Annotated in this window: 24 protein-coding genes; 4 read left to right on the top strand and 20 right to left on the bottom strand. The window is 43.6% G+C overall.

Annotated elements, in window-relative coordinates; all coding sequences use genetic code 11:
• Positions 1–80 precede the first annotated feature (80 nt).
• Positions 81–1241: a THUMP domain-containing class I SAM-dependent RNA methyltransferase gene (locus IFO66_RS09880; RefSeq protein WP_192024986.1), complete on the top strand. Its 1161-nt coding sequence runs from the start codon at positions 81–83 to the stop codon at positions 1239–1241.
• Positions 1242–1287: 46 nt separating this feature from the next.
• The gene (locus IFO66_RS09875; RefSeq protein WP_192024985.1) at positions 1288–3249 is read left to right on the top strand and encodes an LTA synthase family protein; all 1962 of its coding nucleotides are present in this window, start codon (positions 1288–1290) and stop codon (positions 3247–3249) included.
• 74 nt (positions 3250–3323) lie between these two features.
• Here the strand turns inward: IFO66_RS09875 and IFO66_RS09870 are convergent, their stop codons facing one another.
• The 5 genes from IFO66_RS09870 to IFO66_RS09850 all read right to left on the bottom strand — a co-directional run bounded on the left by IFO66_RS09870 (position 3324) and on the right by IFO66_RS09850 (position 6626).
• Positions 3324–3608 (bottom strand): hypothetical protein, encoded by a 285-nt coding sequence (locus tag IFO66_RS09870; RefSeq protein WP_192025087.1) that lies wholly within the window; start codon positions 3606–3608, stop codon positions 3324–3326.
• A 182-nt stretch (positions 3609–3790) separates the two neighbouring features.
• Positions 3791–4468 (bottom strand): hypothetical protein, encoded by a 678-nt coding sequence (locus IFO66_RS09865; RefSeq protein ID WP_192024984.1) that lies wholly within the window; start codon positions 4466–4468, stop codon positions 3791–3793.
• A 245-nt stretch (positions 4469–4713) separates the two neighbouring features.
• The gene (locus IFO66_RS09860; protein ID WP_036605534.1) at positions 4714–4938 is read right to left on the bottom strand and encodes a YuzB family protein; all 225 of its coding nucleotides are present in this window, start codon (positions 4936–4938) and stop codon (positions 4714–4716) included.
• Between the two features lie 89 nt (positions 4939–5027).
• Positions 5028–5273 carry a YkvA family protein gene (locus tag IFO66_RS09855; protein WP_192024983.1) on the bottom strand — a complete coding sequence of 82 codons (246 nt, stop codon included), beginning with the start codon at positions 5271–5273 and terminating at the stop codon, positions 5028–5030.
• Positions 5274–5417: 144 nt separating this feature from the next.
• Complete coding sequence (locus tag IFO66_RS09850) at positions 5418–6626, bottom strand: M14 family metallopeptidase (protein WP_192024982.1); 1209 nt, start codon at positions 6624–6626, stop codon at positions 5418–5420.
• Between the two features lie 237 nt (positions 6627–6863).
• Between IFO66_RS09850 and IFO66_RS09845 the strand changes: the two genes are divergently transcribed.
• Positions 6864–8198, top strand: a complete 1335-nt coding sequence (locus tag IFO66_RS09845) for a YncE family protein (RefSeq protein WP_192024981.1) — start codon at positions 6864–6866, stop codon at positions 8196–8198.
• Between the two features lie 113 nt (positions 8199–8311).
• The gene (locus tag IFO66_RS09840; protein WP_192024980.1) at positions 8312–8857 is read left to right on the top strand and encodes a GNAT family N-acetyltransferase; all 546 of its coding nucleotides are present in this window, start codon (positions 8312–8314) and stop codon (positions 8855–8857) included.
• A gap of 93 nt (positions 8858–8950) precedes the next feature.
• Here the strand turns inward: IFO66_RS09840 and racE are convergent, their stop codons facing one another.
• The 15 genes from racE to IFO66_RS09770 form a co-directional block, all read right to left on the bottom strand.
• Positions 8951–9760, bottom strand: coding sequence for a glutamate racemase (racE, locus tag IFO66_RS09835; RefSeq protein WP_028596366.1), 810 nt, complete (start codon positions 9758–9760; stop codon positions 8951–8953).
• A gap of 231 nt (positions 9761–9991) precedes the next feature.
• Positions 9992–10354, bottom strand: coding sequence for a YtxH domain-containing protein (locus tag IFO66_RS09830; RefSeq protein ID WP_192024979.1), 363 nt, complete (start codon positions 10352–10354; stop codon positions 9992–9994).
• A gap of 68 nt (positions 10355–10422) precedes the next feature.
• On the bottom strand, positions 10423–10890 hold the full coding sequence (locus IFO66_RS09825) for a hypothetical protein (RefSeq protein ID WP_192024978.1): 468 nt from the start codon (positions 10888–10890) through the stop codon (positions 10423–10425).
• A gap of 276 nt (positions 10891–11166) precedes the next feature.
• Positions 11167–11442: a hypothetical protein gene (locus tag IFO66_RS09820; protein WP_192024977.1), complete on the bottom strand. Its 276-nt coding sequence runs from the start codon at positions 11440–11442 to the stop codon at positions 11167–11169.
• A 111-nt stretch (positions 11443–11553) separates the two neighbouring features.
• On the bottom strand, positions 11554–11679 hold the full coding sequence (locus IFO66_RS24080; protein ID WP_273015244.1) for a hypothetical protein: 126 nt from the start codon (positions 11677–11679) through the stop codon (positions 11554–11556).
• Between the two features lie 157 nt (positions 11680–11836).
• Positions 11837–13057: an amidohydrolase gene (locus tag IFO66_RS09815; protein WP_192024976.1), complete on the bottom strand. Its 1221-nt coding sequence runs from the start codon at positions 13055–13057 to the stop codon at positions 11837–11839.
• Positions 13058–13491: 434 nt separating this feature from the next.
• Positions 13492–13935, bottom strand: coding sequence for a GNAT family N-acetyltransferase (locus tag IFO66_RS09810; protein WP_337912848.1), 444 nt, complete (start codon positions 13933–13935; stop codon positions 13492–13494).
• 625 nt (positions 13936–14560) lie between these two features.
• The gene (locus tag IFO66_RS09805) at positions 14561–15217 is read right to left on the bottom strand and encodes a helix-turn-helix domain-containing protein (protein ID WP_192024974.1); all 657 of its coding nucleotides are present in this window, start codon (positions 15215–15217) and stop codon (positions 14561–14563) included.
• Between the two features lie 92 nt (positions 15218–15309).
• Entirely contained in the window at positions 15310–15744 is a 435-nt protein-coding gene (locus tag IFO66_RS09800) for a DUF86 domain-containing protein (RefSeq protein WP_192024973.1), read from the bottom strand.
• Between the two features lie 139 nt (positions 15745–15883).
• Positions 15884–16843: a methyltransferase domain-containing protein gene (locus IFO66_RS09795; protein WP_192024972.1), complete on the bottom strand. Its 960-nt coding sequence runs from the start codon at positions 16841–16843 to the stop codon at positions 15884–15886.
• A gap of 133 nt (positions 16844–16976) precedes the next feature.
• Positions 16977–17387 carry a phage holin family protein gene (locus tag IFO66_RS09790; protein ID WP_036605536.1) on the bottom strand — a complete coding sequence of 137 codons (411 nt, stop codon included), beginning with the start codon at positions 17385–17387 and terminating at the stop codon, positions 16977–16979.
• A gap of 209 nt (positions 17388–17596) precedes the next feature.
• A complete protein-coding gene (locus tag IFO66_RS09785) occupies positions 17597–18292 on the bottom strand; it encodes a hypothetical protein (RefSeq protein WP_192024971.1) in 696 nt (231 codons plus the stop codon).
• A gap of 231 nt (positions 18293–18523) precedes the next feature.
• Complete coding sequence (locus tag IFO66_RS09780) at positions 18524–19834, bottom strand: 6-phospho-beta-glucosidase (RefSeq protein WP_028596381.1); 1311 nt, start codon at positions 19832–19834, stop codon at positions 18524–18526.
• 36 nt (positions 19835–19870) lie between these two features.
• Positions 19871–20836 (bottom strand): N-acetylglucosamine kinase, encoded by a 966-nt coding sequence (locus tag IFO66_RS09775; RefSeq protein ID WP_192024970.1) that lies wholly within the window; start codon positions 20834–20836, stop codon positions 19871–19873.
• 118 nt (positions 20837–20954) lie between these two features.
• The gene (locus IFO66_RS09770) at positions 20955–21851 is read right to left on the bottom strand and encodes an AraC family transcriptional regulator (RefSeq protein ID WP_192024969.1); all 897 of its coding nucleotides are present in this window, start codon (positions 21849–21851) and stop codon (positions 20955–20957) included.
• Positions 21852–22031: the final 180 nt, after the last annotated feature.

Below are 22031 nucleotides of genomic sequence, written 5' to 3'. Positions count from 1 at the left end.
TTTCACAACCTCCTCTAATTATGATATGATGGAACCCGTATGAACACAAGTTAGACAAGCAGATCGGAGTGAAATAACAGATGGAGCGACCTTGGTCGTTAATCGCAACCTGCCCTATGGGACTTGAAGCGATTGTTGCGAGAGAACTGAAAGATTTAGGTTATGATGATGTAAAAGTAGAAAATGGTAAAGTCCATTTCACAGGGGGACCTCTAGACGTATGCCGTACCAACCTATGGCTTCGTACAGCTGATCGCGTCCTCATTAATATGGGACAATTCCCTGCTCGTACGTTCGAAGAGCTCTTCCAAGGAACGAAGTCGATTCCTTGGCACAAGTGGATTCCCGCTGACGGTGAATTCCCAGTAGAAGGCCGTTCCCACAAATCACAGCTGTCTAGTGTCCCTGCCTGCCAAGGTATCGTGAAAAAAGCTGTCGTGGAACAAATGAAGGAAAACTACCATATCGATTGGTTCAAAGAAACAGGCGCATACTTCCGTATTGAAGTATCCCTGCTTAATGATATTGCGACCATTACGCTTGATACAACTGGACCGAGCTTACATAAGCGCGGCTATCGCAAGCTTGCTGGTAAAGCTCCATTAAAAGAAACGATGGCAGCAGCACTCATTTTGCTAAGCCGTTGGAATCCATCTCGTCCGCTCGTAGACCCTTGCTGTGGTACAGGCACGCTTCTTATTGAGGCAGCTATGATTGGATGGAATGTTGCTCCAGGCCTACGCCGTTCCTTCCCTTCCGAGCACTGGCCACTTATTTCCAAAGACGACTGGGAAGATGCACGTGATGAAGCATTCGATGCGGTTAATGATGATATCGAGCTGCAATTGTATGGCTCTGATATTGATCCTGAAGCTATTGAATTGGCACGCGCAGCAGCTAAGAGCGCTGGTTTTGGTAAAGAAATTGAATTCAAAGTCGGTGCGCTTAATAGAGTGAAGCCTGAAGGTGAGTACGGAATTATTTTGACCAACCCGCCATACGGTGAACGTCTAAGTGAACAAGCTGAAGTAGAAAAGTTGATTCGTCAGCTAGGATTCATCATGAAGTCGCTGCCTACCTGGTCGATGTTCAGCATTAGCCCGAGCAAACAGTTCGAACATTATATCGGACGTCCAGCGGACAAGCGCAGAAAGCTATTTAACGGTAATATAGAATGTCAATTTTATCAGTATTTCGGTCCGTTGCCTCCTCGTCAGGACAAAAACACAACGACGAACTAATCAATAGAGACAGAGACATGACTAGAAACGGATGTGAGTTGCTCATATGTCGAGTAGTAACTTTCGATTCTCCACACTAAAAACGTCACGTTGGATGACGATAAGCGGTATTGCGTTCATCCTTTTTCTTGGCGTCATGCTGTGGAAATGCATCATATTAAATGATACGTTGGCTATTCCAAATATGGCTACGGATCGCAGTGATATTTATGTGACGTTAGGCGCTTTATTCCTATTGGGAGGCTGGACATGGTGGCTGCCAAGGCATTGGCGGCCTATCACCTTCATCGTGCTTAACGTACTTCTTACGTTATTGCTATTTTCAGATTTAGTATATTACCGTTACTTCCAAGACTTTATTTCCGTACCTGTTCTCATGCAGGCTGGACAAGTAAGCGCACTTGGTGGCAGCATTGCATCCCTAATCTACTGGGGAGATATCGTCTACTTCATCGACTGGTTTATTCTTATTCCGTTCCACATCATACAATTCCGCTTGATGAAGCAAGAACGGAAGGAAAAGCTGCAATATTCCATTCGAAACAAAAAGAACATCATATGGATGCGACTCAGCATCGGTACACTAACGTTAGTAATTGGTTCCATCATGCTGTATATGCCCATTCAAAAAGCCACAAGCACGTGGGCAAAAGGATTGCTCGCTTCCAACTGGTGGAACCCTGCTGTATACAATATAACAGGACTATATGGATTCCATGGTTACGATATTTATCGGTACGCGAAAGAGAACTGGTTCGCAGATAAGTCGATTACAGAAGAAGAGAAGCAGCTAACTAAGGAATGGTTCGATAACCATGCCCCTATGTTAAAAGGTCCAAGCTCTACTTTCGGTAAATACAAAGGTAGCAACGTCATGGTTATTCAAGCAGAGGCTTTCGAGAACTTCGTTATTAATCAGACGATTAATGGTCAAGAGATTACACCGAATCTTAATGCACTTCTTAAAAATAGCATGTATATGAATCGGTTCTTCCATCAAACGGGACAAGGTAGAACTTCAGATGCAGATCTTGCGGTTCAAACGAGCTTGCATCCGCTTCCAACCGGTTCTGTATTTATCCGCTATCCGGATCATACCTATGATGCATTACCGGGTGTTCTGAAGGAAAATGGCTATGGGACAGGAGCCTTCCATGCTTATGAAGGAAGCTTCTGGAACCGTTATGTGATGTACGAAAAGTTCGGTTACGACTACTTTATGAGCAAGAAAGATTACGAAATGGATGAGCCCTTAGGATGGTCACTCGGAGACACCTCCTTCTTCCGTCAATCTGTTGAGCGTATAGCTGCAGAGCAAAAGCAGCCATTTTACGCATTTATGATTGGACTTACGAGCCATCATCCTTATACAATGCCAGATACATATACTGCATTGAATGTAGCACCATTTGATAAGACGATTTTCGGAGAATACTTGCGTTCCATTCATTACGTAGATGCAGCAGTTGGAACTTTGATCGAGGATTTGAAGAAGAGAGGGCTTTGGGACAATACGATTTTCATGTTTTACGGCGATCATGATAACTCTATCCTTGAGCGCGAGCCGTTAGCACAGCTTCTTGGACACGAGATAAGTGATCTTGATATGCTGGAGATGAAAAATCAAGTTCCGCTTATCGTACATTTACCAGATGGAGCTGAAGCAGGCGTATACAATCAAGTAACGGGTCAAATGGATATCGCGCCGACTCTACTGCATTGGCTCGGAATTGATCCAACTTCCAATTTTTATATGGGCAGCAATCTGCAAGCGGAAGGCGAACGTTTAGTCGTGCTTCGAACGGGCGCAGCAACGAATGGCAATGTATTCTTTGTGCCGTCTGCAGATGGCGTGTTCCAAAATGGCAAGTGCTATGATTATAAGACAAGAGAACTTGTTGATGTTGAGCCGTGTAGGCCGCTTCATGATGAAGCGAAGCTGCGACTCAAGCTATCTGATCTTGTCATTACACGAAACGTAATTCCACAACTTCGTCCTGCTCAATAGCAGCAGCATTTATGCAAGATATAAGGATGCCCCTTGTCTAACGACTTAGGGGCATCCTTTATTTGTTGCACAGCTTAAGAGCGATGATTGTCCCATTGCTCACTGCCGAGCAACTTATCCAAGCGAGTATGTTCTTCACCAAGCATTTCTTCAGCCAACTCAACGGCTTGTGGGTTCAAACTTGCATGTGCTTGTGTCACAGATTGGTCTGCGTGCGCCAACGATTGTTGGGCTTGCAGCACAGATTGATCCGTTGGATGCGTTAATGCTTGAGATACAGCATGGTGAGCTTTCTCAACGGAATTCTGAGCTTGTGAAATCGGATTCTGCGCTTGCAAACTGGAATCGTACCTTTTCACCAATGGTATAGCCTCCTCCGTTCAAGTCATGAATACACAGAATACATGCAGTAAATATGACTCGACCTTTCGTCGTTCGTACTACCCTCTTCATCTTGTGCAGAACGGGATATTTATATCCATAAGGCATGATTGGCATTCTGCTAAGCGAATTGTGAAGAGTGAAACGATTAACGATGAAGTTAACGATGGTGTGTATTGCTTTTTTCTTCTCTGACCTTTATTTTTAACAGCATAACAGTGTCATTCGATTGAATCATTTCTTGGACAGCTTCAGGATCGTTCCAATCATATCCTGTTCTTAAACTGCCTTTGTTCATACGGAAGGAACCAATAAGAGCTGTTTCTCCCGGCTTTAAAGAGAGGCCATCTTCACCCAATGTATATTCCCATCCTGTCCGTCCTGCTTCAGACTTGTCACCAATAAATTGGTCGATTGCCACCATACCAACGCTGCTGCTTTCCGAATAGAGCTTTATCATATCCTTGTTATTGGCTCCATAAATCCACACCAGACCGACTTTTCCATCATAGGTTTCATGAGGATATCGACCATAGGAAAGTGCTAGTAAAGGCTGTTCTAGCTTCTTCCCCTTCTTATATCCTTCCACCCAAATATCAACCCAACTGCGGTCTGCACGGTGAAGCTTCAAGCTGTAAGTCCCAACTTTCCCAATCCACAGTGCCTTGAATGTAGCTGCATGATCATGAGACTTATCTACATCAATAACAGCAATCTCATCCTTATCAGCAGTATGCTCATTAAACAGACCGCAACTGCTTAACATTCCACTCAGCAGTGTAATCATGGCGAGTAAGACCGATAATTTAATTCGTATGAAGCCTTCAACCATTTTCAAATTAAGCTCATCTCCTCTTCCCCAGATTAAACATGTTCTACGGTTCAGACTAATTCATTGTTATTTACAGACGTAAGTCATGTTAATACTCGATTTATATTGTAACACTTTTCCATTTTGTAAATCACCATTTCTTATCCTCACCTCAAAATCAAACAAACAAAAAAACGAGTCAGCAAGGGCTGAACCCTATACTCACTCGTTTGTCCGATTACTATTATGTTCCGTTCCTTTTGCTAGCCACTTTATTTCACGTACTGCTTTGCCTTTTCGATAGCCTCTTCTTCCGTAGCACCAGTTATATAACGACCGTTAATATAAATGAACACGCGCTTCTGACAAGGGCCGCAGTAGGACTTGCATCCTACTTTTACTTCTGTATTCGGATCAAGCTTTTCTACTTTAGGTAAAAAAGTTTTCATTTTAATATGACGGCATTTATCACAGATACGAATATCATTATTAGACATAGTAGTCACTCCGATTGTTCCCTATATTGTTCAATAAGACAGACAACCTATATTGTACGAGAACATCTTCAATGACGCAACCATTCTTGTCATTGCAAATGCTTAGGTTGATCATATTGCTCCGCTTTTTTGGTGAACCAAGGAATAACAATCATTGTAAATGCAATATCATCGATCGGAATAAATGGCATGAAATCAGGAAGAAGCCAATACAAAACGACAGCACCGACGAAAATTGCTTTGAGTCTAAACGGAACTTTACGTGAAGTCAGCATCTTGGGAGCCGCTCGGAACAAACTCCATAGACGCCCATATGAGCGCGTACGACTTGCCATCGTATACACCTCCTTATTAGTAACCCTAGTGTATACCGAAGCATTCGTCACATGCAAATGGAATGGTGAGTAAGTTGTCGTATCGTGCACCTTTTTATTTCGTTTACAAGCATATAAGACACTATGAATCTAGTTTCACGTTACTTACTCTGGCAACAGCACCTCCTTCAAAATAGCACACACTTCGTGATAAATACTGCCAAACTGTGATAACGGAAGCGGATTGATCCCATATCCAACCTCAATCGTAAATGCTGGCTTACGATATTGCTGAATAAACCAATCTTTAAAGCCCGCATCGCTCCCTGTCAGCTTCACGGCTCGATAACCACTCACTCGCGCCAGTTTTTTGGCCCAAGCTTCCGTTTCTGACGGCTCATAATCTCGATAATTCCAGTAGATTTCCCTGCCTTGGGAATGAAAGCTTAACGCCATCGCGAATTGTTTCTCTTCCGCCATTCGATACAGGGCGCATGCCTCTGGTTCTGTCAATGGAGCTTCGCCACTATAATTCATGGCAGATGGCTCAAATACTCCCCTACGCGCTCGCTCTTCCTCCCAATGAGCAGGGAACTGATCGTTCAAATCAACTCCTCGGATATTCGCTTTCCAACGATCGAACCTACGATCATCCTCATTCCATTCAACTAGGCTGTGGTCCCACGAATGCTGCCCGCTAACCCCTTCCTGTACAAGCTCTACACCATCCGGGTTCACCATTGGTACGAACCAGACTGAAGTATGCTCGCTAGCCAGTCCAGCATTCCACCTTCCCCAACACAGACCTAATTGCAAATAACGAGCGTAGTCTTCCACAAACTGCATGAGCAAGGAAGACGTAAGCCATTCATTTGCATGAACAGCACCATTTACATGGATACGCCGTGGCCCTTCTCCGATCCGAATAGCGAGTATTTCCTTTCCTAATACACTGTTACCAATCGATTCTACGTGTACGATTCCAGGAAAAGTACGCTGTACATACTTTACATCCTGCTCCAACTCAAGCGGGCCATATTCTGCTCTAGCCCGCCAATCTGAAGGTTGTATCGCAGAAGCTAATGAAATGCACAGTCCAGGCACAAGCTCACAGTTGCGAACAGACTCGTTCGCTTCCTTAAGCAACTGTTCGGATATACCAAGCCTCCATGCAATCGACTCCCACGAATCACCAACCTGTACCGTGTACATGGCAGGTGGTCGTTCAGGTATGAATAAATGCTGCCCAGGTATTAAATAAGGACTGACCTTCACAGTGGGATTAGCCGCTAACAATGCTTCCAGCGTAATTCCACAGCGCAGACAGATACGCAAAGGCGTGTCACCTTTTCGTACCATATAAAGGGTGCTCATAAGACGCTTCTCCCTTCTGCATCTATGTTCTTATTAGTAAACTCTATGCATATAAAGGCTTGCACCATCACCGCAATTGCCATTCTCCATTCCATTGTCGGAATGAACGTCTATGTACACATCAACAACAAGGCGCTTAGCCTCTTTTCCCACAAGCTAGCAGGAACGTCCAATTCACCGTCCTTTGTTCTACATAAGATATAGGAAAGAAGCGCGACTCTAACGGGAGGACCTGCCATGTACGTGTATCAATTAAATACGTATGTCGCCTCTGGTGACGACCGAGTCTGTTGGGCAGATTTACAGCTGATGAATCAATCCAATGAGCCTGTGGAAGCACATATACAATTGTATAAACTCGACACTGCAACTGGTCCATCCAAAGCCGATGTCTATTACCAGCACATCATTGTGTTACAGCCCTTTGCAACAAAGGATTGTTGCTTCAACTTGCTGAACACTGCAATAACCGGTGATTGGATAGGCGTAAAAATTACTACCACTAGCGAACAGCCAAACTCGATATTTGCCACATTCATTTTGAAAAATAAGCTTGCTACTGTAAAACACCATCATCGTATCCCTTTGCATGGGCGATTTCCGAAATATGCTTATGTTGCAAATAGCGGCGATGATACGGTTCTTATTATTGATCGTGATACGCATCAAATTGTGGGCAGTCCCATTCAACTCCCTCAACATGCTGTCCCCTTAGACATCACTACTTCCAAATACAGCACATTCGTATATACGTCAAACAGCGGGACAGATAATGGCTCGACTATCTATACACGCGGTAATCAATTGTGGCCCCTTACGCTAAAGCTTGGTGTTGAACCGATAGCAATCGAGACGGACGAGCCATACGGGCTTCGAATATTTGCTATTAACAACAACTCTCCTACGAGTACCGTTACCGTATTCGACATCGTCAGCGGAAATACTGCCACCATACCTGTAGGCGATAACGCCGTTGCGATAAGCTTCAATGAAACACATAACCGTTTGTATGTAGCCAATCAAGATGAGGGCACCATTTCCGTCATTGATGCAGCAAGTTACTCCGTAATTGCAACTATCCCACTATTACCTGGCACCCCTAATAACAGTGCACCTGTCGATCTCGTGTGCAGTCCAGATGGGCGATACGTATATGTTGCAGCTAAAGGCTTGCCCGGGGAAATACAGGTCATGGAAACGGAAACCAATACACTGCTTAATCCCATTATGTTGGAGCATTCACCTGAATCATCTACCTACATTCCTAGACGCTTAAGCATGTCTTACGATAGCGCCATATTATTCGCAGCTATGTCTAATTACAACGGGATCGTAAGTTTAAATGTCAAAAGTCCAGCTTCTCCCCGCCTATTCCCAGATATTATCGTGCCAAGTGGTCCGCCTGAATATATTAGCGTCACTCCTGACGGCTGGGAGGTATATATTGTGAGTAACTGGGGTTTTGAAAGTACTGTTCTTATTTGGAATCGACGTACTAATACTTTTCAAACGCTTCCCCTTCCTACTGGATTTCAGCCTGTACGAGTCGCTTTCTCGAACATTATCGTCTAGCACGAATGATGCAGCTTAGTGAATATGATACAGAACGCATAGATGAGGCAACCATCGTGTTCAGTGTTGAGGCCTATCTGAACGTTCTAGAAGTTACAAGAGGAGGTATGAGCGTGGATCATTCTTATCGAGTCTTGACCTCCCGTCTTCTGCTCCGTCCTTTGACGGAACATGATCTCGAGATTGTACTCAGATGGCGCCGTCACGACCATATACGGAAATGGTTCCCAGATGACCTTACCATCGAGCCCAGGCAGCAGCTAACCTGGTATGAACGTTACCGTCAACGCGAGGATGATATGATGTTCGTCGCCGTCGTGTTGAACGAAGATAAGCCAATCGGGGCTGGATCTTTATATCGCATAAATAAGCTTTCTCGAACAGCCGAATTCGGTCGTGTCTTCATCGGAGAGGCTGATGCTCAAGGTATGGGATACGGGGAAGAAATCGTAAGAGGCATAACGGATTTCGGGATTGAGATGCTCTCCCTACGCTGGGTCGAGTTATTTGTCAAAATTACAAATACAAATGCTATTCGCACGTATACCAATTGTGGCTACGTTCATGATCGCAAATATCGACCTTCGAATACCAGAGATCTCGGCTCCATCGTTCGCATGGTTCGAACTGCTCCCCCCCGCTGGAAAGGGGAACGTTAAACTGCGATACCTGCTATCACCCAACAAAAGAAGAGACTTCTAGGAACTTGCCTCCTAGAAGTCTCTTCTTTACATACACATAAATGGGCTCCATTAATAAAAGTTCGGTACTTGCCAAACGACAGGAATGGATTCCAATTGGTCGCCTAGCCATTGCTTCGCAATATACTGGAACATACTCGGATCGCCACTGCAGAACATTTGATGAATCGGGTGGTCTTCCTCATGAGCCAATTGTCCCTTATCGTGAAGAATGGTGCTTATTTCTCTTGCTGTCTCTTCTGCTGAATTAATAAGCTGTATATGAGAACCTACTACTTCTTGGACTGGATCTGTTAAAAATGGGTAGTGCGTACAGCCTAATATGAGCGTATCAATTGGCGTTGACTTCAACGGCTCAAGAGAATCAGCTACAATTCTGTACGTGCTGGAATCTCGGAACATCCCTTTCTCTACTAGCGGCACCAGTAATGGGCAAGCCAAGCTGTAGACTTTCACATGAGGAGATAACCGCTTAAGAGCCGATTCATAAGCCGCACTGCGGATTGTCCCATCTGTTCCAATTACACCAATATGGCCGGATTGCGAAGCTGATATTGCTGCTCTTGCTCCCGGATGAATCACCCCTACAACCGGAACGGTTGTGTAGGATCTTACTTCTTCCAAGGCAACTGCTGTCGCGGTATTACAGGCTATTACGATCATTTTTGGATCGAATTGTGCTAAGTAGTCGACAATTTGTCGGGTGAACAACCGTACCTCGTCTGCATCGCGAGGACCATATGGGGTACGAGCCGTGTCACCAAAATAAATAATTTTTTCCCTCGGGAGCTGTCTCATAACTTCCTTAACAACGGTTAACCCGCCAACCCCCGAATCAAACATTGCGATAGCTTGCTGCACGAATACACCGCTTCCTTCATTTCTTGTTTGACTGACTTATGCTAGAACTTCCGCGAGCGCTTATGCGGATGGTATGGTACACCATATGTACAGTCCTTGTAAAACGTACCTTGATCTTAACTGATACCGGGACAAGGTTCAAGTCGAGCGGAATCCAAAACAAATAGCCTTGACATCGGCGCTAGCCAATACCAAAGCTATTTGGATCCAATTACTTGTTACGAAAATGATTTATTGGGACTCACAAGCACTGTCGCTCTCGCACACTTCTTCACCACATGGAGATTCATCCGCTTCCTTGTTATCCGAAATCTCTTCGACTACAGAAGATACTTGGAGTCTAGATTGCTTCCATTCCGAAATCGACTGCTTCACTTCGCCAATTCGATTTTTGGAAGCCTCAATAAATTCATTCGTTGACTCACCAACTTGCTTAGCAATCGTTTGTGTACGCTCTCCAATCTGTTTGGCACCTTCCGCAATATCTTCTCTTAACTCACGTCCAGACTTTGGCGCAAACAATAAAGCGGATACCGATCCTACCACTGTACCAATAATTGCCCCAATCCAAAATGGCTTTGTGCCCTTTGCCATATTCAACGTCCTCCTCGCTGTTGTCTCCGTCATTCATCCCGACAAGCATATGTCCAACGAACCGGTTGTTATGGTTTGGTTGCTGCATCCACCTCATCAGACGTTCGCTCAGGCTTACTCGGCGGCGAACGACGTGCAGCCACACTGGCGTACAACCCTGCTGCGGTATCTACCCAGCGCAGCAAATCATGGATTCGATGTTGTTGGGCGTCATAGGCGCTATCTAACGTATTCATCGTACGTGTAATCCAGCCATCCACCTGTTCATGGACATGATTAACCGAGCCGCGTATACGTGAAGATGTATCGCTCCACGAAGCGGTTTCTTGACTTACACGCTCTACCGTCTCCAGTAAATGCTGCCCTCGCTCGGTAATCGCTCGCCCTTGCTGAATCAACTGCAGCGTTTCTTTATGCAGCTCAACAAGCATATGCTCCGTACGATGCATAAACTTCATTACACGGTCCAGCAGTAACAGAGCAGCAGCGGCTGCAATGACAGAGAACAGCAGCACGATAGCAATGAACCAATTCATCGAATCCCTCCTTAACAACGGTCTTGACGGGCGAATGCCCATGTCATAATGACAGTATAAGAAGGTTGGGCTTGGCTTGACACAAGGGAACGGAAAAAAACTTTTTGGCATAGAAAAGGTGTCGTATCGGTAGATTGTCCATATGAACTATCTTCACAGTGGGGAGAGATGATTAGAAATAATAACGAAAATGAATAGCGAAGAATGGATACAAAAATGTGGAGCAGCACAAAACACGTCTACTAAAATGGAATGGGGCACGCGCATACAATTACGTTACATTTGGTCATCAACTAGCGGGTAGATGTATGAAAAAATGCTAATGGCGAGCAAAACACTAACAATAAGTGCCTTAGCATAGCGAGTCATTTTATATGGCAAATACTTAATACCTAAAGCAGCGATGCCCCAAATGACCCCGAGGCTTAACGTTTTCGCGATATAGTTGCCATATAGAAAACCGCCAATTACAAGATACGATAAAGATACTAGACAAACACTAGCAAAACTAAAAATTAAGACAGCGATGAAAATCTCTATGAGTTTATTCACTTGGACCTCCATTAGTACTTTAGTACTTATAATCACATAAGACCATAATATACTACCGGAGCAAATGACAACAATACTTGGATATTTAAAAATACATAAAGACTGATAAATTTACACGCTAACTAGTGCAGCAGCGATAGAGTCAAACCAATAACCTGAAATTAAAAGAAGAGCTACCGATCCTATGCTGACCCCAGCAAAGCCAAAGGCCAATGCAACAATTCTATACTCTATCATTTTTCTCATAGAATCCTCCAGAATAGCATTCTCATTAGTATTCTTTCTTTTACTGTACAAAAAAACCTGCCTGCACCCAATATGTACGGATAGCGGACAGGTTTCGGATTAGATATCTTTATTTCATGCATGTTCTATGATGCTATGTACAACAGTGCTATAGTGTTCCCCTTACAACATTACCTCGGAACATGACAGCCTTACGCGCCGGTCTTCTCGCTACTACTTCTGCCGAACAAGTAGCATCAAAGAAGATCATATCTGCTTGGTCTCCTACCTGCGGCCATAGGCGATTACCCTGCTCATCCAGTGTCTTGCGTCCACCTGTAATAAAAGTCAACGCGCCTGTAAGAGAACGCTCGTCGATCCAACGATAGCGCTCTGCAAGCAAGGTTGCTTTCTCCAACACATCGCCTGTTCCGAAAGGAGCCCACGAATCGTAGAAGCCATCACATCCGAGCGCAACGGTAATCCCCTTCTCATGCATTTGCGGTACCGGGATAGGACGGCTGCTGGAAATAGTTGTCATAATCGAGACACCAAGCGCAGCAAAGCGGTCAATCATGTCGTTCACTTGTAATTGCGGTGCATCCCCTAATGCAAATGCATGGCTAATCGCCATCCGGTTATGCCATCCAGCTTCCTCCGTCAAGTCAGCAATGCGCTTCATCGTATGCAAGCCTAGCGTAGAGGAATCATGCAAATGAATATCAACAGCTGCATTCGCCTCCACCGCTATATCCATCATCAGCCCCAACGATTTCTCAATATCACCATCTACACCGCCCGGATCCAAGCCGCCGACATGAGTTGCACCTTCCCTCATCGCCTGCCTCATCAATGCTCCCGCATCAGAGCGCAGCAAGCCGTGCTGCGGGAATGCCACGATTTCTGCCGTCATGCGATCACTGTACGTATCCAGCGCTCGGCGAACGCCTTCGAGATTTTTCAACCCTACATGCGGATCAATATTAACGTGCGTACGAATATGTGTGGCTCCAAATGAAGAAATAAGCTCCAACATCGCTTCTGCTCGTGTTTGTACAGAGTCTAACAGCAAAATGGATTCCTTTGCTTCCATATCCAAGCGCTCAATCAAATTTTTGACTGGCTTGCATGACTTCCAGCCGTAACCGAGATAAGTCTTGTCCAGATGGTTATGATTCTCTTGAAAAGATGGCAAGGCCAGCTTTCCATTGGCATCGCGCCTCGGCAATTCGCTCTCCAACTGACGGTCAGCGGTTACAATTTGCTGAATCACTCCATTTTCAATAAAAAGATGAACAAGTTCTGACAAGGTGTGAAATACACCATCTTCATCTTCTTGGAAGCCACTGTCTAAACGAACGTTCGTTATCCAATATGCGTATGCGCTCATTGCTGTCTCAGCCTTTCTGTATGCAGGATCGTGAAAATGACTCTATCTATGAGATTAGCACATCTTGGAACGATAGAAACATACGGATATCATATTACGATCATATCGATTAACGTATACGCTAATCGTAAATGAATGCGACTACAATTCAACAGTTCACCCTATCCGCGCCGCGTATCGATGTATCACTTATTTAAATAGAAGCACATTACATTTATAAACAAAGTTCATAAGAAAAGCCACGAAACGTTGTTTTAACAACATTCGTAGCTTAATGGTGTGGTGTATGCCCAAACTTGCGTTTGGGAACGTTATTTACGTTTGTTTTGTATACGCTATAAATCCTTATTGCACTAAAGCACCCCGTTATTGAAACAAAAACGCTTATGAAACAATCTCGCCCGTTTAGGGAAATCGGCTCCATTTTTATATGCTCAGACATATTTTTCTTGTATGTACAACCGCATATAAATATAACCATCCTCTATATCGTCTGATAATTCAAAGCCTAAGTTGCTCCAAAATTTTTGTGCGGGTATATTTCCTAGATTAACTGGTAAGGAAATCCTACTTGCATTGTATTCTTTGCACAAATATTCAACACAGAGCCTAGCCGCTGCCGATCCATAGCCTCTTTTTTGAAAACGGCTATCTATCATAAAATTTATGATTTGGGGGTTATTTTCGCCAATATACATTGAAACATAGCCCACCATCACATTATCGGCATAAATTGCAAAGGGGCGTGAATCATCAGAAAACACCCACGCTTCGGCTAATGACCACGCTACAGGGTCTACAAATTCCACATTAGCATCAGTTGTATGCAAGTTTAAACATTCTTTATAATTGTCCCTATTAATTGTTCTTAACTCCACCAAAAAATATCACCTTCCAAACTTCGAAAATACTTTTTTACCATTATAGAATTTGAACAGAGTAAGGTATTGTCCTTCTTCTGTTAATTAAAATGTCCCCAAAGCGTCGTTTGGTAAATATTCTTTTCTTAGCGTTGTAAACAGCTTAAATCTGACGTGACTACATAATAGATAAAATAATTTTTATATACATCTGAATCAACAAAGTAATTGCTACTGCTTTACAAATCATTTGTAATTATATTAACATATTTCGCAATTATTAGGTAAAACCCTTTTTTAAATTATTTAGTGTAACAAAAAACTCGACCCACAGCTAATGGATCGAGTTTTTAATTCCCAACTTTTTTTGTCTTTCAACATCAATCTGAAAAGGATAGATGTAGGCAGGTAATCCCCCTGTTCATCCATCCTTTCCTTTTAACCCTATATAATGTTTGACAATGTATTAAATTATTTAGTTATAGAGCTTTATAAACAATTACTTGACTCCCAATAAAACATAAAGCTGGTTCATTTTTAAATTAACATGTTGGCTAGTATACTGGGTAATCCTATTCATCCCACACGTACCCAAGCCCTTGATACATCCCCTCAGTCATCTAAGTCATCTCGCTAATCTAGTCTAGCTATCTGACGAAGACTCCAATGTACGTATCCGATACGTACATCTACTGCCCTGCTTCGCTAAACACTCAAGCCGCTCTACATCAGCTCCAAGCAACTCACGGAACAGTTCCAACTCACAATGACAAGGATATTCATACGCTTGTGCAACTTGAGCAATTGGACAATTATATTCATGCAGCAGCCATTCTTCATCGGACAACTGCTCTGTTTCTACCATATATCCGCCCGCATCCTGAATGCTGCTAAGCTGTTGAACACGCTCTCCGAACGTTTTACCTATCATAGAAGATTCATATTTGCGCTTTAAAGAACGGCGTCGACCTTCAAACAGCTGTTGTACGCTATTATCCTCATCGCTATCATTCGATTCTACCTCATGCAGCAAATCCAATAGCAACTGATGGTATTGCTTCGGAAACTGCTCATCGCCTTGTGCAGAGATGCGGTACAACTGCAAGGGTCGACCCATAGGCTGTTTGACCTGTACGGTTTCCAGCACATTTTCTTCGAGCCCTTGATGAAGATGGCGTCTGACGCCCATTTCTGTTAACCCCAAACGCTCTGCAAGCTGAGCCGCAGACATCGGGCCGTTTCTCTTAAGCAGCATGAGCAGCAAATTACGCGTTGACGGTTTCTGTTGCGCTCGATTCACTGGCATTCACCTTTTTAACGGTCATTTAGTACCGTCATTGTAACGCATATCATACATCTTGTAAATTCTATGACATCTTACATAACTGCGGATTACACTTGCAGTGCAGGCAATTCCTTCTGTAAGAAACGATGTACACTTTCGCTGAATTGACGCATCGTAACATCTAAATTTTTAAACAACGGATGTATATCATCGCGCTTCCACTTCTCATAATCCTGAACAAGAGGTCTACGCAAAGCTACTAATTGAATCAAGACCTGATGCAATTGTTCATCCATCGCTCCCGCTTCAGCAACAATATCTACAATATCTTCATAACTGCTGGCATCCCGCAAAATAAAGCCGTCAATCAATAGCGAGCCGACATCAGTAACAATCTCAATAGCAATATGTAAAGCTCGTTCTTGGGCCAAATGATCTACAATTGAACCGCTCCAATTCGATGTTAAGCTGCCTACTGCCTGTTCTAGCAATTGGGCTTGATCCAAACGATTATCAATCTGTTGACGATTTACGTAATACATAGCACAGCCCCCATACGAGTCATAGTGAATCAAAAAGGGGCTTTCAGCAAATGAAAGCCCTTTCTGCCTCTAATTATTATTTAACCACACTTGGGGATTCACTGTCATCCTTATCCTTTAGACGAATTCATTGTGATGGTTATTTGCGACGAGACTTATTCCCTTGTGCCCGAGCATTCTTCTTCGTTCGTGACTGTTTCCTATCAGATCGCTCCATTACACGCCTGTTTGCAGCCATTCGTCGCTTTACAGAATTGGAATTTGTCGAGGAAGGCCCTGCTGCTATCGCGCTCTTGCCTGTTTTTTCCTCTTGCTGCCCTACCTGTTGCTTTACAGATCGTTCGTCTATGCGCAGTTCCTCTTGCAAAGTCACCTGATCCTTGTTCATTTGAACTTTCCGCCCATCTACATCTACCTCAAATGGCCGCTCAGCTTCCACCGCATGCCTCTTTCCGTCCAGACGCTGCTCCGTGACAGTTTGTGGCTCCTCTAGCTCGCGATGAGACCACTCTCTCAGTTCTCTTTCTTGAATGGGACTTTTAATGACTAGTAAATGCAGCATAAGCTGGTAAGCTACATTCATCTGGGACTGCCTTAACCGTCGAAGTTCTACTTCATCATAGAGACATTGATATTCAGGAAAGTAGAAGTACTCCATTCGCAGCAGCCGCAAATCTATATTTTCCTCTGAACCTGTCTCATTATTCGATAGAAGCAAAGACCAGTTTTCACTAAGTGGGTGGATAAAATCCTCCTCATCTAACATTGAATTCGAATAAGGGGACCAATGACGAGCAGAATGTTCATTAAATAAATGCAGATAATGAGGATGGGTAACATGCGAGCTTACATGTGCATAGGGGACGACAAGACAAACGAGTGCCCTATCTTGGCTCACCCGATAAATTTCACGCATAATATATGTCAGATCATTCACATATTGGAGCACATGTGATGCCATTACAAACTGTACATGATTCGAGGGAAACGGAATCCCATCGTTCAAATCATGAACGAGGTCAACATCTTCATATGGATGCTTATCAATGCCTATGCAATGAGAATGCTTATTCCGTCCACAACCCAAGTCTATCCTCACCGGTCTTCACATCCTTCAATCGCAGCTATAGAATTTAATACAGTCTATTCGCTACACATAAGACCAGTTTGTACAGCCGCCTTGTAGCCCGTATTTTTCCGCGAACAACCTTGCCCGCTTTCTATCGATAGGCTCACTTGTCGGCATCTTTTTTATTGTCATCCTTTTTGAGAACAGACATGATTTGCTTAATGCGATCTGGGAGAGGAAGTCCGAGCCGCCCATAATTTTCTGTAATGCTTAGCAGCTCATTCACCATATAAAAGCAAATGGCTCCATCTCTAAATCCATTCGTTCCAAAAAGCAAATCCATATGATACGCCATCCCAATAATGAGCAGCATGAGCGCTTTTTTGGCCAGACCCCAGAATCCGGCATTACTGCTTAATCCTTTCCCCTCTCGAACGGAAGCTGCAAGACCGGACAAATAGTCAATCAAAATCATTAGCATAAATAGGGTAATTAACGGGTCCCACGCCCCAAACAAAAAGGTAAGAATCCCGCCCATTACACCAGCAAACGTATTCACTGCTAATTGGTTCATCCCTGTTCCTCCTTATCTCTAAGGGATGATATATTGTATTCGACTTGTCCAGTGCTGACACGGCAGGACGACTAGGGAATGAAGCTTGTACACCTGATATTTTCTTAGCAAAGATGCATAGCAAAAAAGCCTACACCATGTACGACATAAAGGAATAGGCTACTTCTATTCAAAAGGCTTATTCATTATCGTCTAATAGTAATCTTGCCCTACCTATTTAAAGTTTCTCGTTCTTTCAGCTGTTCATCAAGTCGTTTCTTATCTTCCAAATACAGCTTATGACCTTCTTCTTCGGCTCGCCTCTGCTCCTCTTCACTTAATGACGGTTTATTCCACATGGAAGGTTTAGCGTTCTTAATAGCCTCTTGTATCCTTTGTTCAAAGGACTCCATACTTAGCCCTTCTAAAGCTCCTTGAAAATGCTTAACCCCACCATATTTGTCTGCATCATAGACGACTTCATTATCGTCATTTATTGCAAATATCCCTTGATAATATCCAACGACAGCATACGCCTCTTGTGTAATTGGACCATCATATTTTACTAAGAAAAGCACACTCTTTGTGTGCGGAGCTGAATTAAGTTTACCTATTCCAACAATTTTAATGGTTTGACCTGCTAACTTGGGATCGCCCTCTAATACTCTTTTGATGTAGAGGTCATTAAGCTCAAAATTTGCCCCTGATACGTTAATATGCTCCTTATTATTCGTCCATTCCGCTTCTACAATGAATTCAGCATCATACGCAAGCTCTTCAAGCGCCATATAATGAGTAGCCACCGAAACCATTCCGTAAAATGGACCGGGTTCTTCTTTTGGGGCTGTGCTAGGTTTTTGCCCACATGCAGGCATGGTTGCTACGATTAGAACAAGTAAGATAATGATCGAGAATCTACTTTTCATCTAGCATCCTGCTCCTTGTCTGCAAGATAAAGAATATAAACTATTTAATTCTGATCTGTTGCAATTTAAATGAGCATGAAACACATTCTTTAAACTTAATAAAGGCATCCTACAGAATGACAGAGTCCATTAATCACCACCGTCATTCGCAAGATGCCTTCTTTATTTTCAAGTAGCAAACATTCAAAAATAATCGCTACTTCGCTATTATATATAAACTATCTTCCCGCTCTATTCACGAAAGAAATTGGGTAAATACTCACGGTTCGCTTCCAACATCTCATCCAACAGCTTCTTCGCTACTTCAATTGAAGGAACAAGTGGATGATGAACAAGCGCCTGCAAGGCAATACCACGATCTCCCGTAATCGCTGCTTCAATCGTAAGTTGCTCATACACCTTCACCGCATGCATCAAGCCTTTTACATGCTCAGGTACATTACGCGGAGGAAGAGCGATTGGGCCTTGTGCCGTCACGACACAGTTAACTTCAATGCTAGCATCAGCTGGCAGGAAGTCATAGATGTTACCGTTCGCAACATTCAACGTCTGAATATCTTTACGATCGTTGTAGATCGAGTTCATCAGATTCACCGCTGCTTCAGAATAGTAAGCACCACCGCGCTGCTCCAACTGCTTCGGCTTCTCACGCAAGCTTGGATCTTTGTACAACTCGAACAACTCTTCTTCTACACGGCTTACGACGTCAGCACGAGTACCGTTCTTCTCCATCGCTTCCTTCATTTCGTTGAACATATAGTCTGTCATGTAGAAATATTTCAAATAATAAGTTGGAATTCCGCCAAGTGACTTCAAGAAATCTGCATCCCAGCCTACCGTTGGCACATTCTTCGCCGTATATGCCATACCGCCGGACAAGATTTCAGGTAGCTTCTCTTCGCCCTTAACTTGACAAGAAGTTACCCAGTGAAGATGGTTAATTCCTACGAATTCCGGCAATACATCTTTCTCAGATACTTCATATTGCGCAGCTAAGAACTTCTGCACGTTAATTGGAGAGTTGCAAAGACCAATCGAGCGAACACGGCTGTACTTCGCCACTGCCTCTGTTACAATACCAGCAGGATTCGTAAAGTTCAGCATCCAAGCATTTGGTGCAAGCTCTTCAATATCACGGCAAATATCAAGAATAATAGGAACGGTACGAAGCGCTTTGAACATGCCGCCTGGACCAGTCGTCTCTTGACCGATTACACCGTGCGTGATCGGAATATGTTCGTCTTTCTTACGAGCTTCGAGCAATCCGACACGCATTTGCGTAGATACGAAGTCAGCATCCTTAATCGCCTGACGACGATCCAGTGTAAGATGAACCTCAATTGGAAGTCCAGACTCCTCGACCATGCGTTTAGCCAAGTTTCCTACGATATCTAGCTTGTGCTTGCCTTGCTCAATATCTACAAGCCATAATTCACGAATCGGCATTTGATCATAATTGCGAATAAACCCTTCTACGATCTCCGGTGTATACGATGAACCTCCACCAATAACTGCAATCTTCAACCCAGGACGTTGTGTCATCCAGCTCTCCTCCTCATTATGTACACTAGAATATGTTTAAAATGTTAGTGATTTCATACGAGATTCGATATCTTCACTCAATGTTAGTCCAGCGCATTCCATCGCACTCATTACCGCACCGGCCACTGGATCTGCCGTTAGTCGAACACAGCGTGCTTGCGGTGCGTGCTGAGTAACAACTCTTTCAATCGCATTTGTCAAATAAGTGCCTCTTCCTTTATTCAGAACACTGCCAATATAAACGATATCAAACTTATCTTCTGTCATATTCAACCGGCGAATAAGGGCAACGACTGCATTGCCGAGCTCTTCGCCTTCCGCTGTTAAAATATCAATGGCTACTTGATCATCTGCTTCAGCAGCCTCAAACAATGTTTTGGCTAAATCAAGCGGAATGGAAATCTTCTGATCCAATACGTCATCAAATAATTGTTGAACACTGCCTATATTCATATGGCGGAGTACCAAATCTGTAAGTGCCGTCTTAGGCCCGCGTCCATCCCACGCTCGTATAACGGAACGGTATGCGAGCATCGCCAAGCTCGAACCTGCTCCATAACCATCTCCGTATTTATATCCAAAACCACCATATTGCAGTTCTTCTCCTGCTCTATTCCGGGCAGCGCTATTGAATCCTGTCCCACAAATAATAACTGCACCATGCGCTTGATTCGTGCCTGCTCTCATACCAATCATCGTATCGCATGTAATACCATGGCGTGGGAATCCCAAACCTGCTATCATTGGGCGCAATACTGCATAATCTACTTCACGATCCGCTCCAGCCAAACCGAAGTAAGCATAGTCTACCTGCTCATGTGTAATACCCGCTTGTTTCAACGCACTCTCACAAGCTTGACGAATGTTAATTTCTGCTGCTTGGCGATTAGTCTGATGATTACCATTGCCCGCAAGCCCCTTGCCAAGCACGATACCATTGTGATTGGTGAGGACAGCATGCGTCTTGCTTCCACCTGCGTCTACACCCAAGAAAATGCCCATCGTTCTCTCTCCTGTCGTACCTAGAGTCAGTAATCGTTAGCTCTAAATCAATTTATCTATTGCTAACGATACACCGTTGCAGATCGCAAAACTACTACTATACTTTCGATGACTGATACTATCTTACTGTCTCTACAAAATTGGTACCGCCTTCATAATGTTGTCTTACATCACTTGGCGAGGTTCCAATATGCTGCTTGAACAATCGATTGAAGTTAGATAAGTTACGGAAGCCGCATCGTTCTGCAATATCAATAACTTTAAGCTCCGTCGATTCTAGTAAATAAACCGCTTGGGTCAATCTAAGCTGAATCAAATAATCCATCGGTGACGTACCTACCGTTTGTTGGAATAACGCGCTAAAGCGTGACGGGCTTAAATGCACGAGATCCGCCAATTCACCAAGCGTCCAAGGATAAGCCATATTCATTTCCATCGTATGAATAATTTCCTTTATCGCATTCATTCCTCGGTGCTTCACGGGGGCAAGCGGAACTTCAGATAATGCTAGATGACGATTGGCAAGTGCGAGAAACTGCAGCAAATAGGCGCGGGCGAGGGTCAATGCGGAAGGTCGTTCATCCATGATTTCATCCATTATCGCTTTAAAAAGATGAATGAAGTCTGTAGATCCCCACTGTTCACCCTCAACAACTGGAGAGAACGACACCCCCATTTCACGGAAGGGACGCAAGATGTCTGGGTCATATTTCAGATCTACTGCTAATAAGGAAGGTTCGAATAAAATAACATCCATCACGAGCTGCTCCTGTTCGAATGCACGATGAACATCATTTCCATTTATCATGATCAAATCGCCTTGCTTAAAAGGTACCCTGATACCATTAATTAAGTAATACCCGGAACCTTGGCGAATATAATTCATCTCCATTGCGACATGCCAATGAAGCCGCTGGAATCCAGGGCTTACTCCTTCTGTCGTCGTTGCCATTAAAGGGAATGAAGGGTTATTGAATTGGATTTTATCACGCTCTATCATATGGGGTCTTACCATTCAACAGCCACTCCTTTCAAACACATCCTATGTCACGAGTTCGATATAAATACGACTTATCCTCTTTTATAAACTAACTTTCTTTCATAAGAAGAGAAAGCCTAGTCATGCAACAGCTGATAATGAAACTATTTATACCGTAAATTCACATGGGAAGCAATTCAATTCTCATGTCATTGG

The organism is Paenibacillus arenosi, assembly GCF_014841135.1.
In the GTDB taxonomy this organism is placed as follows: domain Bacteria; phylum Bacillota; class Bacilli; order Paenibacillales; family Paenibacillaceae; genus Paenibacillus_B; species Paenibacillus_B arenosi.
Note: the sequence above shows the minus strand (reverse complement) of the source record. Positions and strands in the feature narration are given on the sequence as shown.